This window comes from Rhodococcus sp. JG-3 (genome assembly GCF_000482405.1).
In the GTDB taxonomy this organism is placed as follows: domain Bacteria; phylum Actinomycetota; class Actinomycetes; order Mycobacteriales; family Mycobacteriaceae; genus Rhodococcoides; species Rhodococcoides fascians.
In genome coordinates this window covers 1,393,842-1,415,766 of record NZ_KI519398.1, presented here as the reverse complement: position 1 = coordinate 1,415,766, position 21,925 = coordinate 1,393,842, and the positions used below count along the sequence as shown (strand labels likewise).

At 56.6% G+C, this 21,925-nt stretch carries 17 protein-coding genes; 2 read left to right on the top strand and 15 right to left on the bottom strand.

Annotated elements, in window-relative coordinates; translation table 11 throughout:
• Window positions 1–96: 96 nt before the first annotated feature.
• From K414_RS0108155 to K414_RS29340, 15 genes are all read right to left on the bottom strand, one after another.
• Complete coding sequence (locus tag K414_RS0108155; RefSeq protein ID WP_027495501.1) at window positions 97–1,710, bottom strand: polysaccharide biosynthesis tyrosine autokinase; 1,614 nt, start codon at window positions 1,708–1,710, stop codon at window positions 97–99.
• Between the two features lie 916 nt (window positions 1,711–2,626).
• Window positions 2,627–3,208, bottom strand: coding sequence for a serine acetyltransferase (locus K414_RS28510; RefSeq protein ID WP_152530384.1), 582 nt, complete (start codon window positions 3,206–3,208; stop codon window positions 2,627–2,629).
• A gap of 470 nt (window positions 3,209–3,678) precedes the next feature.
• On the bottom strand, window positions 3,679–4,404 hold the full coding sequence (locus K414_RS28505) for an SGNH/GDSL hydrolase family protein (RefSeq protein WP_161631783.1): 726 nt from the start codon (window positions 4,402–4,404) through the stop codon (window positions 3,679–3,681).
• Window positions 4,405–4,839: 435 nt separating this feature from the next.
• The gene (locus K414_RS28500; protein ID WP_081701557.1) at window positions 4,840–5,364 is read right to left on the bottom strand and encodes a DapH/DapD/GlmU-related protein; all 525 of its coding nucleotides are present in this window, start codon (window positions 5,362–5,364) and stop codon (window positions 4,840–4,842) included.
• A gap of 71 nt (window positions 5,365–5,435) precedes the next feature.
• Complete coding sequence (locus tag K414_RS0108145) at window positions 5,436–6,557, bottom strand: glycosyltransferase (protein ID WP_027495499.1); 1,122 nt, start codon at window positions 6,555–6,557, stop codon at window positions 5,436–5,438.
• 62 nt (window positions 6,558–6,619) lie between these two features.
• Window positions 6,620–7,945 carry a hypothetical protein gene (locus K414_RS28865; protein ID WP_152530383.1) on the bottom strand — a complete coding sequence of 442 codons (1,326 nt, stop codon included), beginning with the start codon at window positions 7,943–7,945 and terminating at the stop codon, window positions 6,620–6,622.
• A complete protein-coding gene (locus K414_RS28860) occupies window positions 7,926–9,251 on the bottom strand; it encodes a hypothetical protein (RefSeq protein WP_152530382.1) in 1,326 nt (441 codons plus the stop codon). The genes K414_RS28865 and K414_RS28860 overlap by 20 nt, the downstream gene beginning before the upstream one ends.
• 15 nt (window positions 9,252–9,266) lie before the next feature.
• Window positions 9,267–10,076: a glycosyltransferase gene (locus K414_RS26385; protein WP_051365000.1), complete on the bottom strand. Its 810-nt coding sequence runs from the start codon at window positions 10,074–10,076 to the stop codon at window positions 9,267–9,269.
• The gene (locus K414_RS28495) at window positions 10,076–11,344 is read right to left on the bottom strand and encodes a glycosyltransferase family 4 protein (RefSeq protein WP_081701556.1); all 1,269 of its coding nucleotides are present in this window, start codon (window positions 11,342–11,344) and stop codon (window positions 10,076–10,078) included. Before K414_RS28495 ends, K414_RS26385 begins: the two co-directional genes overlap by 1 nt.
• Before the next feature lie 789 nt (window positions 11,345–12,133).
• Window positions 12,134–13,117: a GDP-L-fucose synthase gene (locus tag K414_RS0108130; RefSeq protein WP_202595101.1), complete on the bottom strand. Its 984-nt coding sequence runs from the start codon at window positions 13,115–13,117 to the stop codon at window positions 12,134–12,136.
• An 8-nt stretch (window positions 13,118–13,125) separates the two neighbouring features.
• Window positions 13,126–14,148, bottom strand: coding sequence for a GDP-mannose 4,6-dehydratase (gmd, locus tag K414_RS0108125; RefSeq protein WP_027495497.1), 1,023 nt, complete (start codon window positions 14,146–14,148; stop codon window positions 13,126–13,128).
• A gap of 54 nt (window positions 14,149–14,202) precedes the next feature.
• Window positions 14,203–15,711, bottom strand: coding sequence for a sugar transferase (locus K414_RS0108120; protein WP_202595054.1), 1,509 nt, complete (start codon window positions 15,709–15,711; stop codon window positions 14,203–14,205).
• Between the two features lie 491 nt (window positions 15,712–16,202).
• A complete protein-coding gene (locus K414_RS0108115; RefSeq protein WP_027495495.1) occupies window positions 16,203–17,522 on the bottom strand; it encodes a UDP-glucose/GDP-mannose dehydrogenase family protein in 1,320 nt (439 codons plus the stop codon).
• Between the two features lie 213 nt (window positions 17,523–17,735).
• Complete coding sequence (locus K414_RS0108110) at window positions 17,736–19,106, bottom strand: sugar transferase (RefSeq protein WP_237606450.1); 1,371 nt, start codon at window positions 19,104–19,106, stop codon at window positions 17,736–17,738.
• A gap of 505 nt (window positions 19,107–19,611) precedes the next feature.
• Window positions 19,612–19,818 carry a hypothetical protein gene (locus tag K414_RS29340; protein ID WP_152530381.1) on the bottom strand — a complete coding sequence of 69 codons (207 nt, stop codon included), beginning with the start codon at window positions 19,816–19,818 and terminating at the stop codon, window positions 19,612–19,614.
• 531 nt (window positions 19,819–20,349) lie between these two features.
• Between K414_RS29340 and K414_RS0108100 the strand changes: the two genes are divergently transcribed.
• A complete protein-coding gene (locus K414_RS0108100) occupies window positions 20,350–20,679 on the top strand; it encodes a hypothetical protein (RefSeq protein ID WP_141215119.1) in 330 nt (109 codons plus the stop codon).
• Window positions 20,649–21,623 carry a hypothetical protein gene (locus K414_RS26375; RefSeq protein ID WP_237606155.1) on the top strand — a complete coding sequence of 325 codons (975 nt, stop codon included), beginning with the start codon at window positions 20,649–20,651 and terminating at the stop codon, window positions 21,621–21,623. Before K414_RS0108100 ends, K414_RS26375 begins: the two co-directional genes overlap by 31 nt.
• Window positions 21,624–21,925 lie beyond the last annotated feature (302 nt).

The window sequence follows — 21,925 nt, the reverse complement described above, 5'->3', positions numbered from 1 at the left end:
ATCGACAATGCCCCGCCACTGTGAATGTGGCGGGGCATTGTCGGTTGCGGCCGTGATACATCACGATGCGAACTGCTTTTGTGTTGGCGGAACCGACTATTTACGGAAACGGGGGTTGTCGGTGCCGTTCGTCGACGGGTCGGTGTGCACCTCGGGACGGCGTGCTCGTCCGTATGGAGCCGCACTGACGGCCGTGCGTGCAGTTTCGGTCGGTGCCGACGGCGCAGGCTGCGCCGATCCGGGGTACGTCGAGGCCGCCTGTGGCGGAGTGGGTGCAGCTGCCGGCGTCGGATGCTGGACCGGGCCTTGGGGTGCCGGTGCGGGTACCGGGGGCACCACCTGACGCGGCAGGTTGGTATCGGCGGTGTAGTTGTACGAGTAGCTGTACATGTCCCCCTTCTTCGACGGGGTCAACGCCAGCACCACGCCGAGGACACGGGCACCGATGGTTTCGAGATTGCCGATCGCTCGCGCGAGTTCGTTGGACTTCGTGTGTCCGTAGCGGGTGACGAGCAGAGCACCATCCGCATGGGTGGTGAGGACAGCCGAGTCGGTGACGGGCAGCAACGGGGCACCGTCGACGATCACGTAGTCGAACCTCGAACGAAGTTCGACCAACAGAGCACGCGAGGCTTCCGAGCCCAACAGCTCGGACGGGTTCGGCGGGATGGGTCCCGAGGCCATGGCGTGCAGGCCCTCGTACTTGGTGGGCTGCAGAACCTCTTCTACCGTTGCCTGGCCGGCGAGAACGGTACTCATTCCGACCGAGCCGATCAGACCCATGTACTTCGAGACACGGGGACGCCTCAGATCGCCTTCGACGAGAGCCACGTGGTGGCCTGCTTCGGCCAGTGCCACGGCGAGATTAACTGCGGTGGTCGTCTTGCCTTCACTGGGAATCGCACTCGTGACGACGATGACTCGTGGTGGATGGTCGACTTCGAGGAACTGCAAGTTGGTGCGAAGCTCACGGAACGCCTCGGCACTGGCCGACTGGGTGAGATCTTGGAAGTCGATCGCCGGATGCGCCTTGCGTTCTTTGTCGAACGGAATGGTACCGACGAGCGCCTTGCCAGAAATCGACTCGATCTCACGACGATTCTTGATCGTATTGTCCAAACGGTCCCGCAAGACCGCTAGCGCGATGCCGAGCAGTAGACCCACTGCGGCACCCAGGGCAAGGTTGCGCTTCGTCTTAGGGCTGACTGGTGCCGACGATGCATCGGCTTGCTGGAAGGTCTTTACTCCGGCCGACGGGGAGCCACCGTCTCCTGGCGTCTCAAGCTCACGGACCTGATTCGTCAACTCGGCTGCCATAGCATTCGCGATGTCGCGCGCCTGTCCTGACGACGCGTCGGTCACGGTGATGTCAAACAGAACGGTGTCGGGAGTCGAGGATGCCCTAACTTTTGCAGCCAGTTCAGACGGACTCAAGTTAAGCGGAAGTACATCGAGTACACGCGCCGCCAGCGCTTCGCTGGTCACCAGCTCCGAGTACGAGGCCACGCGCTGCTGCGAGAACAAGTTGCCCTGGTACGTCTCACTGACTGACGTTCCCCCTGAGGTGGACACAAACATTCTGGCGCTCGATTCGTACAGCGGCGTCGTCAGCAGGGACGCACCCAGGGCACCAAGGACCGCCACGACCACGGTAACGGCGATGATGATCCACCGAGCCTTCAGGATTTTCAGATAGTCCTGTATCTCCACGCTTCGTACTCCTCGTCCGTTCGTCGACACCCCGCAACGGGCTGGTGTGTCGCTCAATCGTTACATAGCTGCTCACTTCCCGTGTACCGGATGCGAGCGAGCGCATCCCTGCACAATTGAATCGCGCCTAATCTCGACGGAAACTTGCCATTTCAACGTTCGGCTGGGTCGTCGCGTTCATTTCTCCGGATTCCATACGCTTCCGGCACCGCTCGACCCATTCCGCACTTCGGTCTACCATATTCAGCGAGCCCCATCCAGCGCCGCTGGTTCAGCACCGTCACCGTCGAGGTGGTTGACAGTGCCGAGCCTCCCTCGCCCCATCTACGCAGCGGTCGTAACCGATCTCAGCGGAGACATCGTATTCTTTCGCACTTTAAACAGTTTTGGGCAGATGGCCAAAGCTCGTCACCAACACCCGAACCGAATCTCTTAGAGCCAGAGATCGAATGTCGCGTTCGATCTCACAGCCCACGTCGTAGCCCATAGAGCAATGAATGCACCTTTAAACGCGAAAGCCACGGGTTCCCCGATTCCGTTGTTCTACATCCACACCGCAAAGTGAATCTGAAACTCACCTGAGAAAGACCACTTGCTGCCACCGTCGCATTTTCCACCTACACCGACACACACCTCGATCCACAAGGCTAGTGCTACCGAAATACAGATTTCCGTGTTCTTCCCCGAGCGGTCGCCCGGAGCCGCCGTCAGACGAGACCTGGATTGACGCGCTACAGCAAGAAATGGACTAATCAGCACTCGCGGAGCAACGAATCCTAAACAAGCTTCAGACTAGATGGCCGCTGCAAATTGCTCTGAAACAGGGTCACAGGCTATCGAAACCAAGAGGCTCGGCCCCACACAAATCATAGAATAGTCGTATTTGATAACTTCCTGCGGACACCGTGCGAGTGTATTACGCACCCGAAATACCCACTATCCGCGCAGGAATCCCGACGGCTGATGCAAAATCGGGGATGTCCATGAGAACGACCGCGTTAGCACCCACCTTGACACGGTTACCGATTTTGACGCCACCTAAAACTCGCGAACCGGCCCCAAGTACGACCTCGTCACCGATAACAGGATTGGACAGATCGCCATCAGAACCAATGGACTCGCCTATCGTAACTTGCTGCAAGACGGTCAACTTCGCACCAGCTATCACCTTCGAACCAACTACTATTCCATTTGGGTGCTGCATCATCAGTCCCGGCCCTATGACGCAACCGGGAACAAAGTCAGCTCCGGTCAAAAATAAATTCACGGATCTAGTAAAAGATTTAAAGATTCCGAACCGAGAAAGCGGCGAATTTTCTTGCAAGCGTAACAAAAAACTTGAACGGGCACCAGGGTGGACTAAAAGTATACGAACCAAACCAAACAGACCCACGTCCGACTTCGAAGTATAGCGCTTCACATCCTGGCGTAGGTTTAATGCTAGCCCACTAGCCATCCCAAAGTGACTACGTTCCTTTTGCAACCAATTGTCGACCACTAAATTGCCTCTCGTCGTTTATAGCACGGTACCGTAAAACCGACAAATCGTCCTGCCAACTTGCGCTGATGAGCTCCTGGAAGCCATCTACCGGCCCGCTGCCGCGACACGTACTCGCCAGCGTCACCCGACGGTCGCTGCCCGCGTCCGGGACAATCTGATGTTCCCCATGTTCTGAAGTATCGTTGGAACAACGTTATGTCGCTCACGATTCCCCTTTAGTCGGGCCTAGAAATTGCTTGATTTGGATCAGAAAAATCACTCCGGGATGGCGTTGCCAAACGGGTAAAACTCAACAACGACATCTCAGTTTCACCACCTCCGATAGGTGCTTCATCCCGGCACCCTCCAAGTTCACACGGTAGCCCAACCGCGCACTGCGGTCGACAGCATCAGTAAGTCGGTCCGTACACAATGGCTTAGCCGGTCGACCAACAGTCGAGCGCCAGATTGCCGGCTGCGCGCACTGGCTATCTGCGCGACAGCACCGAAACAACACGGTCGGAAATACTGCGATGCCCCGAATCATTAACATGAGTCAAGTCGGGCAAAACCATCGATTGGTCGATAACGGGGGGATCCAAAAGCGATACATAAGTTCCGGCTACTTCTCCAGCCGCCGATCGGACAGTTTCATCCAACAGACGACGACTTCTTTCGACCTCTGGATCATCGGCTGGCATAGGGAAGCTCGGCCCCACCGCCACAATTTGAACATTCGGTAATGCTCTTCGGATCTCGCCGTACGTCTTATGGACCGACGCTTGCACCACGGACGGATCTATCAACATTGCCGCCATATCATTTTGGCCACCGGCAACTACGACCACATTCGGAGAGAACTGAGCGACAACACCAGCTTGATCCATGTATGCAGCACACGATGCGCGCATGCAACCGGCTGATTCCATCGAGTTTAAGTACCCAGTACCACCAACACCCAGATTAATTTCGAACCACCGCATATCTCTAGCAACTTCTGAGCTCCATCGCGAGGAATCAGACGAAGACCCGACGCCCTCCGTATAAGAGTCGCCGACAAAAACCGCGGAAAATGAGCGACCTGAATTGATATCGGGCTGAATAAATGGAACGGCGCTTCTGCCTGGATCATGGCGATTGACCGATGTGACACCAGCGTATGCTACAAAAGAAACCACGACCAGTGCAGCAACTATAGTTAAGCCGAACGACACGTTCTTACGTTCCAGAGGGCTCCTTCGCATGAAGCCAATCATGCCAGACCGCGCGTGTTCATGCTTACTTGGGTGGCTCTTCGATAATTATCATTACCATTACAAGAATAAACTCGGTTGAGGCAAACACAACCCACCCCTAAAGTCACATGCAAGCGCCATCGATATGACCCGCTGAACATGGAAATAACGTTGCAACCGAATTGCTGGATGAATGACTACTAACTGCACATCCAAATCACGCAATTGGTACAGAAGCCACGCAAGACAGACGGACATATGCCAATTGTCCGAAAAACATTAAAGGGAAAACAGCGCACCGCTAAGTGTGCCGTCATCGGATGACATGGTGCAGAATAACATATCACTACCTGACCGAACTTCTAAATGCGAACCCTTGATCAACCTCCGCGGGCCAATATCTTCGACAACACCCTACCCAGGGTACGGACCAGTCCCAGCAGCTATTGATCGGCGGACGACACTATTGCAACCAACCGTTACACCGCGACCAATCTCAACACCCCGTAAGACCACCGCGCGGGCGGCAATCCAAACCCCGTCTAATATTACGATGGGTCCATTGTCGAACTCGAACGTCTCTCCGAACCGGTCATGACTTCCAGTGCACAACAGCACTCCTTGAGAGATACAGACGTTTGAACCAATCGTGACCGGTTCCAAATTCAAAATCCAACTGGCCTCGCCGATCCAACTGTTATCTCCAACCTTCAATTTCCACGGCCAGTGAATCTTTACTCCATGCCGTAAAATAACACCGCTTCCGACATGCGCACCGAACACCCGCAAGATGGATATTCTTGCACGGTTAGGGCACCACCACCGCTGGCCAATTGCGCCCCAAACGAAAAGCCAAGCTAATTGCCAGCCAATGCCCCGGCCGCGTTCGTAGCCTGCCCCAGTGAATCGACTAAGGTCTCTAACAGGTAATTTGTCCATGTCACCTAATATAACTGATCTCAACCGAGAGCACATGCGCCAGGAACCTGAACTTTACTATCTTGCAATAATTACAACGACCGATAAATCGCCGTCAACTTGCGACATACGTCCTCCACCGAATAGGCCTCTTCGACTGCTCGTAGGCCGCCTTCACCACACCGCTGCCTTAACGCGGGGTCGTTACATAGTTGCCGGACGGCCGCACCGAGTGAAGCAACCGAATCCTCCGCTACCAGCCCCGACTTGTACTGCCGAATCGAGGCCGCTAGACCCCCACTAGCAGTGGCAACCACCGGCACCCCGACAGACATAGCCTCAATCAAGGTCATTCCGAAAGGCTCGTTGATTGCAGGTAACACGTATATGTCCGCAGTCGCAATCCTTGCCTGAATCATGTCTGGCGATATAGGCCCAACCCATTTTATGCTTGAAGAATATTTCGTAGCTAATATCTTCTTCTCCACCGAACCTGCTTCGCCTTCATCAGGGCCCACCAAGATGAAATTCGCATTTAGACCCTCATCGAGCAGCATAACGGCCATATCGACGAACGTTAAAGGACGCTTCCTTGGATGCAAACGTGCCACAAACAACACTTCCAACCGCACCCCCGCCGTCGTCGGAGCAACCAGGTCGCGGCGAACATTGACGCCGTTGCTGAGAATCGATATGGTCGCCAATTCACTCTGAATAACAGCCGAAACAGAGTCGCACTCAGCCTCATTTAAACAGAGAATTGCACTCGCCGTCCTTAAGACACGGTTCGTAAAGATGCGGTCAATTGCTCGCGCCAGCCTCGAATCTTTCTTAACGACCATCCCATGACATTGGACAACGAACCTCGCATGCATGGCGCTTAGTAAAGTGCCGACCGAGAGAGAGAAGATATCCCGGGCGAAGTGCAGGTGCACGACATCATAGTCTCTATATCTGCGCATCAACCATACAATTGCTGCGATTGAAAAAATTGCGGCAAATCGCCTCGACCGCAGTGCTCTTCTGGACGAAAAAAGGACAACACGGACCCCGTCGATCTCGTTTGGCGGACTTTGCCATCCGCGGTATGTGGCCAGCAAATCCACATCGTGCCCCATTGCCTGTAAAGCTGACGCCTGGGATAGGCTCACACGACTGGGGCCCCCGTATTCACCGCCAGGAGATACTAGCGTGACGACGTGAAGAATTTTCATTCAAGCTCCTTTAGGGAAATCTATAGCGCGATTGCCGTCAGTTGTGTTTTAGCTGCAGATCCCTAGCTAGACCTACCAGTCGAGTTTTTTTGAACAAATAGCGCGTCTGGGCGCGGAGGTGATAGCCTAATCGGCACCAAAAATATGTCCACGAGGAAGTGGAAGATCAAAATTGATATAACCAGGGAACCTGTAGCGCCGACCGCACCAAACTTTGCAACCATAGTTGGGCCGAATAACACAACGCTAAGTGTCACCATCGATACGCTTAAGGCCTGAAGCCAAATTTCGGTAGGTTGCGTCAACAACATGCCGGACACGACGTGTGCGCATTGCACAACGAGCAGTAGTCCCAACATAATCGCAAGGCTATGCGATGTTCGAATATCGCCACTTGAAACCAAAATAGACGCAAGAGGGAGCGTTACAGTAAACAATGTTCCAACTACTAAACCAACCGCTATGAAAATCATTGATGACCGAAACCATAAGCCATAAGCAATCTTATTGTCTCCACGCCTTCTGCTGAAAGCCGGCCAAAAAGCGGCCGCGGCAGTTGCCAGTACCGACCAAACTGCCGTACATAGCTGCGTGGCAAGAATATACGAACTCAATTCAGACCCGCTGCCCTCCTGCACTTGCAGTCGACCAATTTGAGTGGAGACAGGGAGCCCCACAGTAATAATCATCATCGGAAGTATTGAGGTAGTGCCTGGAAGACGAACTCTCCAATTAAGAAAATAGCCATGAATCGTCAGGCTCAAAGAGCGCCAAGCCAGAATCGTTGCGCTAAAATTGCTTACTGTATAGCCCAGGATAAGCGGTAGAGAATAAAGTGGCGGCCATGCGTCTACAACGAAGAAAAGTAGAACTGCGGCGATACTAACCAGCGGTGCGGCTATGGAGATCGTAGAAAGATGGTGATTCTGATTCCTGGCAATAAGGATTTTTGAGCCAGTCAGCAACGGCATATTGACTGCGAACAATATAAGAGCCAGAGTATAAACAATACTTTCGTTGCGACCGATATCGCTCTGAAGTATCAGCGACCACCAACTCATAGGAACGGCAAGCATACCAACGCCGGAAATTAGCAGGGATATGCTTGCCAGCACCCACGTTATTGAGTAAACAATTTTTTGAACTCGAATTAGCGGAGTTTCTACGCCACAGAAGTTGAAAATAATCGCGCCCAAGCCGAGATCGGCAAAAGGAATTAGCAGGGCCAGAGTTGCGACGATAGACACACGGGTAAATAGTTCACCTGCGCCAGCAACCGTCACCGAGGTAACAATGAGTACCGACAACGCGTAGAGCGGGGCAGACAAAGCACGAATACCGCCGCCTCGCAAGACCGCCCTACGTTCGTCACCGTCGAGCACGTTCACCGGCCTGTACAAAATGGGTGTTTAAATTTGGCGACTTCGCGTCGGCTGCATCTCGCCGTTTTCGGATACAGGACACCGTGAGACCTACCGCGAGCGGTATCGCAAGTTGAATTCTGGTGGTGTCGCCCAACGGTGAAAAGAAGAACGCCCAAATACCGGTAAGGCTCAAATATATCGCGACCGATGACTGCAGTCGGAGTGCTTCAACGAAAGATCTGCACAAGCCCGAAGCGACGCACAGGACCAGAGGAATTGAAAAAATTCCCACAGTGGCAATCAAGCCCAACACGATGGAGTGGAGCGACAGGGTGGGTACACGAAACAACGATTCGATTTCGAACGGTTGCAACTGATAGCGATGCTCAACAAACCATAATGCAGCTTGGTTACGGACTGACGCTGGCGGTGAAGGTGCCGGCCCCCAGCCAGCCAACGGGCTTTCCTTTATGCTAAACAACAATGGCACGATCTCTTTCCGCGCTCCAATCAGTGGCCCAAGGTCGCCACTTTGATTTGTGAGCTTACGTTGTGCAAGTTCGCCAAAAACGCCGCCAGCAAGGAGCTTGACCAATGTCAGGACAGCTAGAGATGCAAGGGCAGTTGCAATCGCAATTCGCCCTAGTCTGATCTTACGTATCGACTGCTTTAGACGTCCAGCAATTCCTGTTGGTCCGTATGAGAAAGTGACAAGTGCGAAGATAATCGAAACGGCCCCGAATATCGCTAGAGATCGAGAGCCCATATAGATATTCACAACGCTGACAACCAGACCAATTATTAGCGCCCAGAACAGCTTCTTCTGACCGAGCAAGCGGTCAACTGCGACAACTGCGATTAGGGCCAGCGAAACGCCATATCCAAACTTCCATGAATCTTGAACCTGAGAGAGCGTTGGACTTGTCAAAGTTCCGACGATCACTCCCAGGGCAAGACCGATAGACAGTTCAGATAGACGCCCGAGACCATACTTTTTCAGCATTGCGGCGATTAATACGGTTAGCGAAATAGTGAACAGTACATTGGCTACTGCAGGTACAATCAACGTTTCGGGCTTGTTGAACCGCCATCCACTGTAGAACAGCGCGATTGCGACAACGAACGAGCTCGCAAAAAGACGAAAGAATCTTGCCCCGTTTGGGACGGATAATATGAGTAAAGGAATCGACATCACGGTGATGAGCTCAGTGACCGAGAATCGTCCGCCAAAAGAGATGTATATAGACGCGAGGAAGCCAACCGCCGTAGCTTGCAGTTTTCCGGCGGTCTTGACTGAATCGATCGTATAGCTGGATCGCGTCTGCAACATTCTGGGCTATGTTCCTTACCTTTTTGAAAGAAATTTGAGTTCACGCGTGTAAATATAGAAACGCGAGTTTCTCAGGTTTGTGGTGGCAATCGCTGCGAGTTGCAGACACGCCCCGACTGCACTCAGCCAGTAGTCGACTAAACTATCCGAATTTGATAAGCGAATTCGGCTGGCCTCCCTTACGAAGCGCAGTGGCCCGGAACCAGTCTTAGAACCCGGATGCAACCTCAAAACACCTGCGGTGTGGTCCACCAACGTCTGACATCCAGCGTCTGCGGGCAACCGCAACATCAAGTCCAGATCCATTCCGAAATGCAGGTCTGTGTCGAAACCCCCGATCTCATCAAGCATAGTTCGCCGAATAAAAAGCGAACCGGAAAATATATAGCATCCCCAAGTTAGCAGCTTGCGCTTGTTGAGCTTCTGCGCCCGATACGTGCGCAAGATTGTGCCGTCAGCGTCAGACGTTTGGTGCCCGCCGATTATGATAGGAACACTGTCGATTTCGATGGCTCTATAAAAATTTCTAAAGAAACCTTCTGCCACGATATCATCCGAGTTCAACCATCCGACGTATCTGCCCGATGCCTTGGCTAGCGCTTTGTTTAAAGCATCAGACTGACCAGAATCACCTTCAGAAGTGAGCCTTACCCGGGGATCGCTCTGAGCTATTTTGCGAACGATTTCGATTGTTCGATCGGTCGATAGGCAGTCCTGAACTATTATCTCGTCCTCATCGCGGATTTGCGAAAGAACCGACTTGAGCGCGTCTGCGATATACGTTTCGCTGTTTCGAGCTGGCATTAGCAACGAAAGATTCGGCATCAATCTAACTCCTCTGCACCGATGACCGACAAAATTTCCTCGAATTCGTCGACTGCGTTGTTAAGACTAAGGCTGTTCTCGACGTGCCATAACCCGTTTTTGATTAGGCCATCCCGTAAGGTCCTGTCGTTCGCGAGAAGCTCGATCGCCTCGATCAGCTGAAGGGGTTGGCCAGCGTTTACGACAAGGGCAGCGCCAGTTCTTCTGGCTTCTGCGTGCGTATTGCTCCCTGGTTCTACGGCACAAATTACCGGCCTGGCTGACGCCCAGTACGAAGTCAACTTACTCGGCAGCGACATCCCACTGACCCCTGGTTTTTCATTAACGAGCAGTACATTGGCTTCCCTCATTGCCGACACGAATGTATCTGAATCGAGCGGGCCTCTGACCTGAAGGTTGAGCATTCCGTCCGCGAGCTTTTCTATTTTTGCTCTCTGATTTCCGTCCCCAATGATTGAGAAGAACATGTTAGGGTGCGAAAGTTGAGATAGTTTTGCGGCCGCCACGATATTTTCAAGTCCTTGTTTCATTCCGATATTTCCGGAATGCAACACAATTACCGCTTCGGTAGGCCAACCAAGAGTCTTTCGGATATTCTGGTCCGGAAGTAGTGAACGTGTTTCGTTGGACTTTATCCAGTTACGAACCACTCGTACCTTTGTTTTACCAGCCGTAAGGGCTAGCTTTATTCCCTCTGCGAATTTTTCGTGTATTACTACAACAACATCGACATGTCTGATGAGGTAATGTTCCATAAACGTAATAGCTTTGGATGCTCGAGGCGTTGCTGTATCCGTCTCACGTGCTGCCATCGCGTAACTATCTTGCATCCACAGAATCATATAGGGCCTGCGCCGTCGGCCTTTATAGCGTATACATACCAGAAGGCTGGAGATTAAAGACGGGCTCACCAAGATTACTGCGTCATGCTTGGTCGGGTGCCACTTCTGCAGTTCGAGCAGAGCACGGAATCCGAACGTCGACTCCATCCACAGTCTTTTGGCAAGAGTGGGATTTTCTGGTACATAGTGTGTTACACGGGAAACTGTCGGACGTTCCGAATCGCGGATCTGACGTCGGCCAGTGCGCTGAACGTGCGCTTTCTCGACCTTCCACTGAGGGTAGTGGGGCAGCCCGGTAATTACGGAAACCCGCTTACCCCGTTTTACGAGTTCGTTCACCATTTCTGAGGTGTATGGGCCGATTCCCGCTTGCTCCGGCTCGTAGTTAATGCCGACAACGTAAACGCGCTCGTGTCCGCTGCCCATCTATCGACCCTCATCGAAATCGATGGTTAAAGCATCTAGCTTGACGTTTTCACTTACCCACGTGTGAGGGTCTTTCCGGTCAAACCAGGCTCCAGGCAGTTCTTTAATATTCTTAGCCGGTCTTCCCGCCCATAGTCCAGATTTCATTTCTTGCCGCATTGTCGGCTTTGTTAGCAGAGATCCGGCTGCCAGGAGAGACTCACTGGGTAAAATCGAACCTTTTAGCGCCAGACAATTTGAGCTTACGAAGCAGTAGTTGCCTATGACTATGGGTCCGATTGTCGTCACGTTCTTGCGCACGTCAATTTCGTGGGTTTGGAAGATGGACCTGACGCCAGCTATACCGGACATGTGTCCAATCTGGATGCGTCCTGAGCAATCTAGGTAGTGTCGACTCGTTATGAAAGATCCCGACCCTACTTCCAGCACCCCTGCGTTTTGTTCGTAATCCTGGTATGTACGTGCCGCGCTGAACCAGTTCCAAGACCCAATGAGATTGTTTCCGTTGAACTTGACAGACCGTATGTCCCGAAAGACATTGAATGGTCCAATCACGACGTCGGATTTTATATCGAAGTTAGAGCAAGCCCAAACTAGGTTTGGCCCTACGACCACCTGCTTGTCGATCGTGTGACCGAATGCCCGTAGTAACTGTATTTTAACCCCACTATGAGGAAGTATCCATACTAGTGCTTGAAGTACTTTAAGTACGCGACCCTTACTGGTCATAGTGTTCTGCCTTAGTTAAGGTTGGTCCTAATATTTGCACGGGGGTATACCAAGATGCCGCTACTGCCTGAGATTACTAAAGTTGCTGTGATACCACGCGACCGTCGATGCAATTCCGGCCTCCAAGTTGATTTCCGGTTTCCATCCCGCGTTTCGGAGCTTGTTCACGTCAAGAAGCTTCTGCGGTGTCCCGTCAGGCTTGGAGGTATCCCACTCCGTCTCACCCTCGAAGCCGACGGCGGATGCCACGATACCGGCGATCTCCTTGATCGTCGCGTCCTCGCCGGTGCCCACGTTCACCTGATCAGGCCCGTCGTAGTGCTCGAGCAAGTGAATGCACGCGGCAGCCATGTCATCGACATGCAAGAACTCGCGTCGCGGCGAACCGCTACCCCAGTTGGTCACCTTGTCGACACCGTCACGACGCGCCTCGTCGTAACGACGAATGAGCGCGGGCAGAACGTGTGACCCCTTTGGGGAGAAGTTGTCGCCCGGGCCGTACAGGTTGGTCGGCATGGCCGAGATCCATGGGAGGCCGTACTGCTTACGTACCGACTGGATCTGCAGTATGCCAGCGATCTTCGCGATGGCGTAGGCGTCGTTGGTCGGCTCGAGGTGCCCGGTGAGGAGGTACTCCTCCTTGATTGGCTGCGGAGCCAACTTCGGGTAGATGCACGACGACCCGAGGAACAACACACGCTGCACGTTCTGCGCCAATGCTGCATCCAACACGTTCACCTGAATCCGCAGATTGTCCGAGAGGAAATCGACCGGATACGTGCTGTTGGCCAAGATGCCGCCTACCTTGGCGGCTGCCAGCACTACCGTTTCCGGTTTGGTCTCCTCGAAGAACGCGAAGACCGCATCGCGGTCTTTGAGATCCAACTCGGACGACGAGCGGCCGATCAGGTCACTGAACCCGGATGCTTCGAGCTGACGCCAAATAGCGGAGCCCACCAAGCCGCGGTGCCCAGCCACATAGAACGGCGCATCTCGGTCGAGCGGAGCTGGGATGTAGTCGGAGGTTGCCGACCCATCAGCCATCGCGGCGCTCATGCCCAATCCGGCAGCGCCGGACGGTCGATCCACGGGCGACCTTCGTGCTCAAGGGCCGCGATATCGGCGTCGACCATGATCTTGGCGAGCTCAGGCGTGTGAACCGTAGCCTTCCAGCCGAGCTTCGCCTCGGCCTTGCTCGCGTCACCGATGAGGGCGTCCACCTCGGTGGGTCGCAGATATCGCTCGTCGAATTTGACGTGCTTCTCCCAGTCCAAGCCGGCTCGCTCGAATGCCACGACGAGAAAGTCCTTCACCGAAAAGTTGCCACCGGTCGCCAACACGAAGTCGTCCGGCTCATCGACCTGCAGCATCCGCCACATACCCTCGACGTACTCCGGTGCGTAACCCCAGTCACGGATGGCGTCTAAGTTGCCCATGTAGACGTTCTGCTCGAGACCGGCCTTGATACGTGCGACAGCCCGAGTGATCTTACGGGTGACGAATGTTTCACCGCGGCGCGGAGATTCGTGGTTGAACAGAATCCCGTTGACAGCGAAAATTCCGTACGCTTCACGGTAGTTCTTCGTGACCCAGTAGGCGTAGACCTTGGCTGCGCCGTACGGCGAGCGGGGGTAGAACGGGGTGTCTTCGTTCTGGGGAGGCGGCGTTGCACCGAACATTTCGGAGCTGGACGCCTGATAGAAGCGGCACTGCAAGCCGGCGAGACGCACGGCCTCGAGCAGTCGGATTGATCCGACGCCAGTGGTATTACCGGTGTGCTCGGGTTCGTCGAAGCTGACGCGCACATGCGACTGTGCGCCGAGGTTGTAGACCTCGTCCGGATGGATCTCGGTGAGCAAGGTGACAAGGCGAGCACCGTCACTGAGGTCACCGTAGTGCAGGAACAGCTTGGCGTCCTTGTCGTGTGGATCCTGGTACAGGTGATCGATGCGTGAGGTGTTGAAGGTGGATGATCGGCGAATGAGGCCGTGCACCTCGTAACCCTTGCTCAGCAGTAGTTCCGCAAGGTACGAGCCATCCTGGCCAGTAATACCCGTAATCAGCGCGCGTTTCATTATGTCACTCCCTTAAGCCCAGCATTCGGTCCAGTTGCATTGCGTGCCATAGCTCTAGTAAGCCCCATCGCTAACAGCCACAGCCTTCATAGTTTTCGCGATAATCAGTAAGTCGCCCACCATCGACCAATTCTCGACGTACGAAAGATCAAGCCGGACAGTCTCTTCCCACGAGAGGTCGGATCTACCGCTGACCTGCCACAGACCGGTGACTCCCGGCTTGACCAACAGACGCCGACGAACCTCACCGTTGTAGGTCTCGACCTCGCGGCGCAGAGGTGGCCTCGGCCCCACCACACTCATCTCGCGCTTGAGAACGTTGATGAACTGCGGAAGCTCGTCGAGACTGAATCGCCGCAGGATCTTGCCGACAGGGGTTACCCGCGGATCGTCACGCATCTTGAACAGCACCCCGCCGGCACCTTCATTGCGGTCGAGTAGATGTGCAACCTGCCGGTCCGCATCGACGGTCATGCTGCGGAACTTGATCATCGAGAACGGTTTGCCGTCGATGCCCATCCGCTCCGACTTGTAGAACACCGGGCCGCGACTCGTTGCCTTAACAGCGATGGCGACTGCGAGCAGTATCGGCGAGATCAGTACCAGAACCAGCGCTGCAAACGTCAGATCGAAGGCGACCTTGCTGAATCGCGTCGCGCCGTTGTACTGAGGCTTCTCGACGTGAATCAGCGGGAACCCTGCAACGGGCCGCATCACCAAACGTGGGCCAGCCACGTCGACGACGCCAGGCGCGACCACGAGGTCGACGTCCTTCTTCTCCAGGTCCCAAATCATCTTGCGGATGCCCTTGTGGCCGAGGTGTTCGGTAGCGGTGACGGCGACGGTGTCGGCACCGCACTCGTCGATCGCGCCGAGGACGTCTCTCTCACTACCGAGTACCGGGATGTCAGCCCCCTCGACGTGAACGATTCCATCACTCGGCACCTCGTAGCCGGGCATGCACATACCCACCACCGCATAGCCAGCGGACGGCGACCGCTCGAACGACTCTGCCATCGAGACCGCAGCTGCGCGGCTTCCGACAATCAGAACCGATGTCTTGTACTTGTCCTCGGTACGGAGTCGAGCAACTACTTGTCGCCACAGCCACCGACTGACCAGCAAAGCCATCAACCCAACTGGCAGGGCGATGGCGAGATATAGACGCGCAAAGTCGATACGAAATAGCAGCGAGACGATGGCGATGACACCGAAGAGCCTGAAGGTGGCCGACACGATGCGGCGGTACTCCTCGGCACCGTTGCCGATGACCCGCGTCGAGCGGGTTCGAAAGATTGCGAGAAATGCGATCCAGACGCTCGCCACTGCAACGGAGACACCGGTGTAGATCGCCGAGTTCGCCAGGCCGGTTGTTTCGACCCCTCCGAAGCGGACGATCTGGGCGAGGGCGACGGACAGGACCACGGCCAGCACGTCGGTCACCCGAAGGCGGGCGATGTACTGGCGTTCCCACACATGCCTGGACGTGAGCTTGCGAGTCTTGAACTCCTCGGAACGTGAGGATCCCCAGAGTGAGCGTGGTGCAGCCCCGACAAATGACACCTGCTCTCCTCCTTCTGCGCTACTGCGGCCGTTTGCGGTGGACGCTGATCTGTAAATCGAAACCAATCCGGAATGACACCGGTACCGAATTGGAATAGTCCCACGATGCTATGAGAAGCACCACGTGAGCGGCGCAGATCACAGATGAATAACAGCGTCCGTTCGGTTTACCACACCTACGCTGACTAACTGAAACGGGCGACAGGGATTTCCTAGATGTAAACGCCGCGAGGTCCAAAAACGTTACACACTAGCGTCGTCAAACGAATCTTGGTGAGCAGTCACAGTGTCGAGTACTGTTTATCGGGTGATTTACCCGCCATTTGGGGCCACGGCCGCTTCTAACAAACATCAACACTCGTCGAGGAGGCAAAGCAAGACGTTCGCCTTGTAGTCGTTGTGCGTTAATCCGAATTACAGATACTCGCATGCACAACGGCCAACAGTTCATTCCATTGAATGAATCGTGCGGTCGCATTGCCTGGCCGTACTCAGGGACGACCTAAGCCTCGGTAGCTCCAATCCGCTGCACGCCACTGCGCCGGGTCCAAGCAGTTGCGGCCGTCGATCAGCTTCTTGCTCCGCACCACGCCGTCCAGGTCGCTGGGAACGAGAGCCTTGAACTCTTTCCACTCCGTCAGCACCAGCACCACGTCGGCACCATCGCAGGCCTCGAGAGCGGTGTTGTTGTAGGTCAGCGTGGGGAACAGCGCCCGCGAGTTCTCCATCGCCTTCGGGTCGTACACATTGACTGTTGCACCCTGTAGCTGGATCTGCCCGGCCACGTTCAGAGCCGGTGAATCACGAACGTCGTCGGAGTCGGGCTTGAAGGCCGCGCCCAGCACTGCCACCCGCGCACCGAGCAGCGAGCCGCACGCCTCCCGCGCCAACTCGACCATGCGGGTGCGTCGTCGCATGTTGATGTTGTCGACCTCGCGGAGGAACGTCAGCGCTTGGTCGGCACCGAGCTCGCCGGCCCTGGCCATGAACGCGCGGATGTCCTTGGGCAGGCAGCCACCGCCGAAGCCGATGCCCGCGTTGAGGAACTTGCGACCGATGCGCTCGTCGTGGCCGATGGCGTCGGCGAGGACGGTGACGTCGGCCCCCGCCGCCTCGCACACCTCTGCGATGGCGTTGATGAACGAAATCTTGGTGGCCAGGAACGCATTGGCCGAGGCTTTGACCAGCTCGGCCGTGGCCAAGTCGGTTACCAGGAACGGAATCTGCTCGTCGAGCAGCTGGGCGTAGACCTCGCGGGCCAACGCCTCCGCGCGACCCGGCCGATCTCGATCGACACCCAGCACGAGACGATCCGGGTGCAGAGTGTCTTTGACGGCGTAGCCTTCGCGCAGGAACTCGGGGTTCCACGCGACCTCGACGCCGTCGCCGGCCGGTGCCAGTTCGCGGGCCAAGCGGCCGAGCCGCTCGGCGGTGCCGACGGGGACGGTCGACTTACCGAAGATCACGGCGGGCTTGGTGAGCAACGGCGCGAGCGTCTCGATGACCGAGTCGACGAATTTCATGTCGGCCGCGAATTCACCCTTCTTCTGGGGAGTGCCGACACCGAGAAAGTGAACCTCCGCGAAGTCTGCGGCTTCCTGGTACGACGCGGTGAAGCGCAAGCGACCGGCCGCGATGTTGCGCTGCAGCACCTCTTCGAGGCCGGGCTCCCAGAACGGAACCTCGCCGGATTCCAGCTTGCGGAGTTTGGACTCGTCGACGTCAACACCAAGGACGTCGTGTCCGAGCTCTGCCATGCACGCTGCGTGGGTCGCGCCCAGGTACCCGGTTCCGAACACTGTGATGCGCATACGTCGGAAATCTCCTCGGTCTCGAACGCAACCCTGACGGTTCCGCAGTATCGGGTCGACATCGTGCGCGCCCAAAAACAACTTCCGGACAATGCCGACTGAACGACAGATGAGCGTTGATGAGTTACCCGGGAGTCCGGTAACCAAACTGAGCGACTGTCAGAGAGACACGAACATAACGGAACAACCGTCGGGCCAATCCATCCAGCGCCGTCAGTACGCGCCTTCGCTCTTGGCGACCGCAACAGCGGTCTTGGCGATGATGAGCAAATCGCCCGTCATGGACCAGTTCTCGACGTACGACAGATCCAGACGCACGCTCTCTTCCCACGACAGATCAGATCGGCCACTCACCTGCCATAGCCCGGTGATGCCCGGCTTGACCAGCAATCGTCGCCGCACTTCGCCGTCGTAGGTTTCGACTTCACTGCGCAGTGGCGGCCGCGGACCCACCACGCTCATGTCGCGGGTGAGGACGTTGACGAACTGCGGCAGTTCATCGAGGCTGTATTTGCGCATCACCTTGCCGACGGATGTGACGCGGGGGTCGTCGCGCATCTTGAACAGCACGCCCGCACCCTCGTTGAGTGCAGCGAGTTCCTGCACCCGCTTGTCTGCATCCTGAACCATGCTGCGGAACTTGATCATCTGGAACGGCTTGCCGTCCATACCCATTCGCTCGGACTTGTAGAAAATCGAGCCCTTGCTGGTGAACTTGATGATCACGGCGAGGGTGAGCAGAATCGGCGAGATCAACAGCAAGACCGACGCGGCGAAGACGAGGTCGAAGGCTGTCTTCCCGAATTTTTTGGCCCCGTTGTACTGCGGCTTCTCGACGTGGATGAGCGGGAAGTCCGATACAGGCCGCATCACCAGGCGCGGACCGGCAACATCCATGACGCCGGGAGAGACGACGAGATCGACCTTCTTCTTCTCGAGGTCCCACACCATCTTTCGAAGCCCGTGATGGCCGATGTGCTCGGTTGCCGTCACCGCGACGGTGTCTGCGCCGGTGACTTCGATGGCCTCGACGACGCTGTGCTCGTCCCCCAGCACCGGAATGTCGATTCCGTCGATCGTGAAGGACGCGGCGCTGCGGGGCTCGTAGTTGGGCAAGCAGATGCCGACCACGCTGTAACCGGCTTCGGGCGAACGCTCGAACGACCGAGCCATCGACAACGCCGAACTCTTACTTCCCACGATCAGCACCGCCGTCTGATACTCACCACGCGCACGCTTGCGCGCGACCACCTTGCGCCATCCCCACCGGCTCAGCAGCAACCCGATCAGTCCGACGGGAAAAGCGATGGCGAGATACAGACGCGCGATGTCGAAGCGAAACAGCAGAGACAGAATTGCCACCGTGCCGAAAAGCCGGAACGTGGCCGAAATGATGCGTCGATACTCTTCTGAGCCATTGCCGATGACCCGAGGGGAACGGGTGCGGAAGATGGCGAGGAACGTCAGCCACAGCAACGCGAGGGCACCCGATACGCCGATGTAGCCGGCAATCGACCACGGATTGCGAAAGTCGATCTCACCGAAACGGATGATCTGCGCAACCGTCACGGCGAGGAACACCATGAGCGTGTCGGTGATGCGCAGTCCATCGATGTAATGCGACTCCCACTCGCGACGCGAGGTCACCTTGCGCAACCGCCGAGCGTCGCGTCGAGACACGACCGATCCCAGCGCGCCCGAGCCGCTGATCGCCAACTGATTCCCCTATGCATCCGCTGTATCGCGCCCTGCGCGATCGACACGACCGCGTGCCACCCCACGGAGCAGACTAGCTGGTCCTACTTGCTTTGTCCTGATGAAGATCGGCAGGTAGACGCAGGTCGTTACATGTTTTTGCGGGAGTGCCTCGACGTGTCCGCTACGTTGCGAACGGCTCTCGGAACTCCCACTCGGGAGGTTCCCGCACATTCATTAGCTCCGAATCGTCGAATCGAAGTCAAGGGTTGTCGGTCGAACGTCGGACCGATACCGAGGTGCTAACGTGTGGCGACTTCGGGGGGAGCGTTGTGAGTCTGAAAATGCGTCTACTGCGTGTCGCGGCGTTACTGGGACTGATCTTGGCGGTCGGCTACCTGCTGCCCAAGCTCGGCCCACAAGCACCGAACTTGTACCAGGGCGTCACAACGTCGACGTCGGCGGCAGCCACAACGCTGCCGCCGACGGGAACCACGACTGCCTCGAAGCCTCCACCAGGATTTCCGTCCATGGAAATTGCTCCCCCGGAGAACGACGTTCCCGACGGCGACCCGATCCCCATCGACACCAAATACGGCATCCGCTACACAGTGCCGGGAGACTGGCAATTTCAGCGGGGTGGGGTTATGGGGTGGGAGAACGACGAGGAGTCACTGCGCTTCGGCGACTTCGCGGAGTTCGAGTACGACTACTGCCCCGAGTTTCGGGACGGAGTCTCGAAGGCAAGCACCGGAATCACCGGCCGTAGCGGAGTGGACGTGCAGACTGCGGCGTTGGAAGTGAGTCGTCGAACTGACATCATTTTTCGGCGGGCCCCGACGACGACGCCGTTATTCAGTACTCGGAGCCCATCAACCTGCAGATCAATGACGCACCGGCGGTTCGGTACACCGTCACTGCATCGAACCTCCTGCAAGAGTACGACTGCGATCCACCAGCGGCATCCATCGACATTGTTGCAATGCAAGGCTTTTCGAATGCGACCATCGCCGTGTTCATGGTCTTGGCCGAACAACAGACAGACCGGTCGATCTCGCGCGACACGATCGACGACATCATTGCCAGCCTTAGTCGAACGCCAGGGGATTGAGGATTCGCATGGACGCCGGTGATGTTCCTGCGGCAGATGTACGCCGCCGGGGCAGCCGGATTCATGGGGAGCCTGAACGAGGCGTCGACCCTGCCCTACATCGGGCCGGTCTTCGTGCATTCGTTACGTGACTCTGGAACCGACCCCGCCGATGCCGAGCAGAACTTTGGACTGCTGCGGGCGGACTTCACCCACAAGCCGGCATTCGACGTGGTGCGGGGTCGTAGCGCTGCAACTCTCGCTCCACTCTGGGGCCGATGTCGCGGAATCCCCGCTGCTGAACCGTCGAGTGGAGCGTTCTGTGCGACTACTCTTTCGGCATGCGTCGCGTCGGATCGTCACTACTTCTGATGGGCGTCGCAGTCGCGGCCGCATGGGCGTGTACCAACCTGAACCCATTGGCCGACCGCGTCTCCTACCGTCCCCCGACGGCGAAGATTGTCTCCGCCCCTGATTGTCTGGCCGGGAACATCTACACCGCACTGACCGGCTCTGGGCCGTGGGATCCGGCGTTGACGTCCGATGCTCCGGATCCGGGTTACCCGCCAAGGAACTTCGAGCCGGTTGCGGTGCTGCGATGCGAGCGAGGCATCGACGAGTCCGGGATTCAGACGGTGGACTCGGTACGACTCGAAGGCAACATCGATGCCGTCGACGCCGCATTTTCGGTTGATTCCGAACGCTTCCCCGACAATGTCGTGGCATCGTGCGTCTACGACATGATCCCACCGGCTGGTCTGTGGTTCGTCGACGACGCCGGCGAGGCATTCCGCCCTGCGTGGCCTGCGAGTCCGTGCGGTCTGCAGAACGCACCGGTCGAAGCACTCGCCGATCTCACCGAGGTATCCCGGTCGTCACACTCCACGGGCTACGACGACAGATACAGCACAACCTGCCAACGCAGCTCTTACGGAGTGGGATTCGACCACACGACACCCGAGCAAGTGGATGCCGCCAAGGACCGCGATGGTCTGGTGGTTCCCTCCTTGGTGATGCCGATAGACGATGTGGACCGGTTGCAGTTGTGCACGTTTGCCACAGCGGAACCGCCACCCGACGCGGTCGGGTCCCTGACAAGAACGAGCCGAGCAGACGGCGCTCGGCTCGTCAGGTCGGTGGCGGACGCGCCAATTGCGCTGGCGTGCAATCAGACCAGTACCCGTATTGCATCGACCGAATTGCACAGGCCCGACGGATCGGGCCGCTCTTCGTATCCTTCGAGCTCGATGGTTGCCAACGCGCCTCGGGATTCGGGTACTACCGCACAATCCCGGCGGAGGCCATGGCCGCGCTGACCCGTACCGGGTGAGCGGTGCCGGTCAGTGCACTGTGCGCTCCACTCTGAGGCCCGTGTCGCGGAATCCCCGCTGCTGAACCGTCGAGTGGAGCGTCCTGTGCAATCGAAGGGCATGGCAGTGAGTCCAAAGGATGCGCTCCACACGTCGCGGTGAGCAATTAGGCTGTGTCCGAACTCTTTTCTGCCGAGTCGACGGCTCGACGCCGTGGCGCGCGACCTGGAGTGCTTGCGGGTCGGCCGCAAGGGCACCTGAAGTGGTCACCTCCAGGTGGGACAATTTTTGAAGGATCTCAATGCGAG